3 protein-coding genes are annotated in these 4,844 nt (G+C 50.2%); 1 reads left to right on the top strand and 2 read right to left on the bottom strand.

Annotation, left to right across the window (positions count from 1 at the left end; genetic code table 11):
• Positions 1–294 precede the first annotated feature (294 nt).
• Together cbiB and RMO84_RS05770 are read right to left on the bottom strand one after the other, a co-directional pair.
• Positions 295–1,332: an adenosylcobinamide-phosphate synthase CbiB gene (cbiB, locus tag RMO84_RS05775; RefSeq protein WP_310487523.1), complete on the bottom strand. Its 1,038-nt coding sequence runs from the start codon at positions 1,330–1,332 to the stop codon at positions 295–297.
• 87 nt (positions 1,333–1,419) lie between these two features.
• Entirely contained in the window at positions 1,420–3,396 is a 1,977-nt protein-coding gene (locus RMO84_RS05770; RefSeq protein ID WP_310487522.1) for a penicillin-binding protein 2, read from the bottom strand.
• A 337-nt stretch (positions 3,397–3,733) separates the two neighbouring features.
• On the opposite strand from RMO84_RS05770, the gene RMO84_RS05765 reads away from it, so the two are divergent.
• Positions 3,734–4,844 (top strand): substrate-binding domain-containing protein (locus tag RMO84_RS05765; RefSeq protein ID WP_310487521.1); only part of this gene is annotated, 1,111 nt, incomplete at its 3' end.

The following is a 4,844-nucleotide window of genomic DNA, read 5'->3' as shown; positions in this document are numbered from 1 at the left end:
CTACACAATTAACCTGTAGGGGTGCCCCTGTCTTGACGTGCTGTCTTGACTGAAACACATGCGGAGGGAACCTCCGCGTGATTTCAGTCGCTAAACCCTCGGGAAACCCGTAGACGAGCGAAGCGATGCGTATCGCAGACGGAGCGCACGTCGCTTGTGGGTACTCTCAGACCTACGATTTTACTAGTCCTTCTGTATTGGTGCAAGCGGTGAGTTAACTTTCATCGATCGAGTATTGACTTCTAAATTCTATGACTGCGATCGCTTGGCTCTTGAATTATGAGCCAAGCTTTTTTATGTCTGGATTGACACGATCGCCAATAAACCCAACCATAACAAGAAGCTATACCGCGTTAAATTTAGAGCTTGCTGAATAATCGCAGCGGTAATCGGTTGGAGATCGTCACCTAAGAATGGTTTGTTCTGGACTTCCCCCCGATAGTAATTGACACCCCCTACTCTCACCCCTAAGGCGGCGGCATAAGCGCATTCACTCCAGCCAGAGTTGGGGCTGGGATCTTGGCGAGCATCACGCCAACATAGTCGCCAAACAGTTAATGGTTTTCCCGAAATAATACTCAATGTCAGGACAGCTAACCGACAGGGGAGCCACGTCAGCACATCTTCAACTTTGGCACTACACCAGCCCAAATCGGCGTATGGCTCGCGCCGATAACCGACCATCGAATCTAGCGTACTGGCAGCTTTGTAAGCCATTGCGAGTGGTACAGCCCCTACTGCCGGAATAAACATGCCGACGATCGCGTAAAACAAGGGAGCCATCACGCCATCGATCGCATTTTCGGTGACAGTTTCCAGGATCGCCCGATCGATTTCGGGGATAGTTATTTTATCGGTATCCCGCCCCACATACATCCTCAGTTGCGATCGCGCCAAATCCAGATCTTCAGTTGCGATCGCCGCCAACACATCTTCCGCCGCTCGGCGCAAACTTCTACCCGCAAAGCAACTTGCCAGCAAGATCGATCGCACCGCCGTGCCCAACCAGGGATGCAACCAGTCGCAACTATAAACTAGCAGCCAAGTCACACCGCCAGTCCCCAAAATTAAGCCCCAACATAAAACCACTCCCGCCATGCGTCGTGCCAACGGTCGATCGAGATATTTCAGGGCGGTGGTGGTGAATCGATCGATCGCCCAGCCCATCACCTGGACGGGATGCAACCACCCCCACGGATCGCCAATGAGGTAGTCGAGAATGGCTGCGAGGAAGAAGGGATAGAAGGGAGCGGGGAGCGGGGAGCGGGGAGCGGGGAGAAGAGCAAGAATAGGGGATAGATCGATGCTTGTTAAAACTTTTGGCAGCAACATTAAATTTTAGGGGCAGTGCTTTATGGCCGCCCTCTAGGGTTACGCTTCTCACAGATCGCATTTGCATTTCAACCGATCGACACCCATTTAATCTGGCACGTTTGGCACCGGTGTCGCTGTCGTCGGCTTAATTTTACTCGGATCGCTGGGGGGGATACCTTCGATCGAAATCAAAGATTCCATAATCGACTTGACAATCGGTGCCGCCACATTACTGCCAAAGGCTTTTTCCTTACCTTTTGGCTCGTCGATCGCGGCAAACACAACATAGCGGTGTTGACCATCTACAGGCAAAATTCCCACAAAACTGGTAATTTTTTTGTCATCCTCCTTATAACCGCCGCTGACAGCTTTTTGGGAGGTACCAGTTTTACCAGCAATTCGATAGCCGGGAATTTTTGCCCGTTCGCCAGAACCCTTGGCGACGACATCTTCCATCATCTCCAGCACGGCTTGGGTATTAGCGGGGGAGAAAATCTGACTGGGTTCGGGGAGATTGGGTTTGTCCATGCGTACGCCACCGCTATCAAATAAGCCTTCGACCACATGGGGCGTGACCAACTTACCACCATTGGCAATACTGCCAATCAGCGTCACCATTTGGATTGGTGTCAACGAGAACCCTTGGCCGAAGGCGGTATTCGCGGGATAAATCGGCGAAGCGACAAACTCATGCCGGCTGCGGACTTCACCCCGTGCTTCTAGGGGCAAATCGATCCCCGATTTTTGCCCTAAACCGATTCGTTGCAGCCAGTCATAATAAATATCGGGTTTGAGCCGTTGCATAATTTTGACCATGCCCACATTACTAGAATGTTGGAGAATTTGCGAGATGTCGATCTCGCCGTTACCTTTTTTATCAGAGTTACGAATGGTGTACCGTCCGACAACGATACTGCCGCTGTCAAATAGCTTAGTTTGACGATCGATGATCTGGTTTTCTAGGGCGATGGCGACCGCGATCGGTTTAAAGGTCGATCCTGGCTCGTAGAGATCGGAGACTGCGGCATTTTGGAGTAATGTGGAAGCGCGCTCGCGGCCGACAACTTTACTATAGTCCTCGACATCTTTGGCATATTGATTGGGATTGTAGGTCGGGATGACCACGAGAGCGCGGATCGCCCCAGTATCGGCATCCATGACGATCGCCGTTCCTCGACGTGCGTGCCATTCTGTCATTTTCTGGTGCAACGCTTCTCGGGTCGCCCGTTGCAGGCGCAAATCGACTGTCAGGCGCAGTTTCAAGTCATCGGTGTGCAAAAAAGCTGGCGTGACTCGATCGGGCAAAATCGATCCCTTATTACCACCACTTTTCGTGAGTTGATACTGGGCGACCTTCCGCTCCAATAGCAATGATTGGCTCAATTCTACTCCCGATCGCGCTTTGTGCTCCCAGTCCAAATAACCCAAAAACTCGGCGACCAAATCGTTCTGGGGATAAAATCTTGTATAGTCGGCTTCGCCTTGGGTAATGTCCAATCCTTCTAGTTTTAAGGCTTTGAGTCGATTGCCGATCTCTTCGGCAATCCCATTCCCGATCGGTACGCCAGTTTTGCGCTTTTGAAATCTGGCAACTAGATCTGTGACTGGTAAACCTAAAATCGGGGCGATGCGTTCGGCCATATCCAATGGCTCGATTTTAACTTTCAACCCATTGCGGGGCAAACCTTTGCCAAATTTTACTTCCGCAAAGCGGCTGGGATGTGCATAAATTGTATAGCTGGGTCGGTCGATCGCCAGTTGATTGTTCGAGCGATCGACGATCGTCCGCCGAGGGACAAATGGCCGTTGGGAGATTGTCTGCTGCTGTTGCGCGACTCGTTGCAGATTGGACGCGCGCACTACTTGCAACCATACCAATCGCGAGCATAGTCCTAAGCTACCTAGACCCAAAACCGACCAAATACAAGCTAAGCGGAACCCGAGCTGTAGTGGCGACGAGCGGGATGGCTGCGCCGCAACAGTTTCACGCTCGTCTTGGCTGCCTGTGCGTGCAGAGGGAACTTTTTGCTGGCGATGATTATGCCCCACTTGGCCTGATTTGTTGCGGCGAATATTGCTCATTTAGACAACTCATTTGTGATAAAAAGCACAGTAAAATTTTTGATTCGCTTGTATCTTAACGAAAATGTAACATTTTAGTCGATCGAACTGACAAGATCGGTTAGGATCTGAGCACGCTGTTGCTATCGATCTTAAAAATAAGTGTCTAAAAAGCCGCATAAATCAACATTTATATCGATTCATCAGTCAACTTATCACATGTCCAAGTAATCGAATTGCTAGCTTGTGCTCGGGTGCTGGTTATACATTTGCTTTACGAAGCAATTGGTAAGTATCTATGCAGGCCACAGATCTAAGCTATTGTTGATTACAATATCCACAAACCTAGTTGTTACAAATGAAGCAGCAAAGTAGTTCAATCGTAACTCTAGCACTAATATTAGCGGCTGGTGGCATTAACCTCAAAGCTTTTGCCCAAACTGCTGCCGATAACTTCCCCCTACCTACATCAGTGAGTGCGGGAACAAAAGTGCAGATTGATGGCTCCAGCAGCCTGCAAGCTGTCAATCAAGGACTCAAAGATCGTTTTCAAAAGCAATTTCCCGGCACGGATGTTACCGTACCCGCTCAATATCAAGGTAGCGATAGTGGCCTCAAAGCCATCGTGCAAGACAAAGCCGACATCGCGGGGATCGGTCGCGCGCTCACAGCCGCTGAGAAAGCTGAAGGTTTGACAGCCAAGTCGATCGGCAGATCCAAAATCGCCATCATCGTCAAAGATAGCAATCCCTACAAAGGCAATCTCACCCTCAAAGATTTTGCGAAAATTTACCGGGGTGAGGTGACTGATTGGTCGCAATTACCTAGTGCCAATGGTGCCAAAGGTAAAATCAAAGTCATCGATAGACCCGATACCAGCGATACCCGTCGCGCTTTTGCTAATTACCCCGTCTTTCAAAACGGCAAACTCAAAACTGGGAGTAACTCCCAAAAGCTCTCTGAAGACTCGACGCAATCAGTCGTCGATAAACTCGGTGAAGATGGCATTGGTTACGCACCTGCCGACCAAGTTAAAAATATTCCCGGGATTAGAGCGGTGACGCTGCACAGCACGCAGCCCGATAATCCAAAATATCCGTTTTCGCAGCCGCTAGCTTATGCCTACAAAAATAAAGGCGGCAAAGTAAGTGAAGGTGCCAAAGCATTTCTCGGCTATGTCGGCGATGCTAGTGGCAAACAAGCCATTCAAGAATCGATCGCCGGTGGTGCTGCAGCCGTAGGTGCTGGTACGACGCCAACTGGCACGGAGACAACCACTACTGGCACGACCGAAACAGCTAGCACTGGTACTAATGGGACTGATGGTACTGCCACCGGCGGCACCACAGGTACGGAGACTACGACGACAACTACCACCAACACCAATAAAGAAAAAGGTGGCTTTCCCTGGTGGCCGCTATTGATCTTACCGATCGGCGGACTCTTGTGGCTATTGACTCGGAAGAAAC

Origin of the sequence: Chamaesiphon sp. VAR_69_metabat_338 (assembly GCF_031423935.1) — a bacterium.
Classification (GTDB): Bacteria; Cyanobacteriota; Cyanobacteriia; order Cyanobacteriales; family Chamaesiphonaceae; genus Chamaesiphon.
This window is presented reverse-complemented; position numbering and strand designations above follow the sequence as displayed.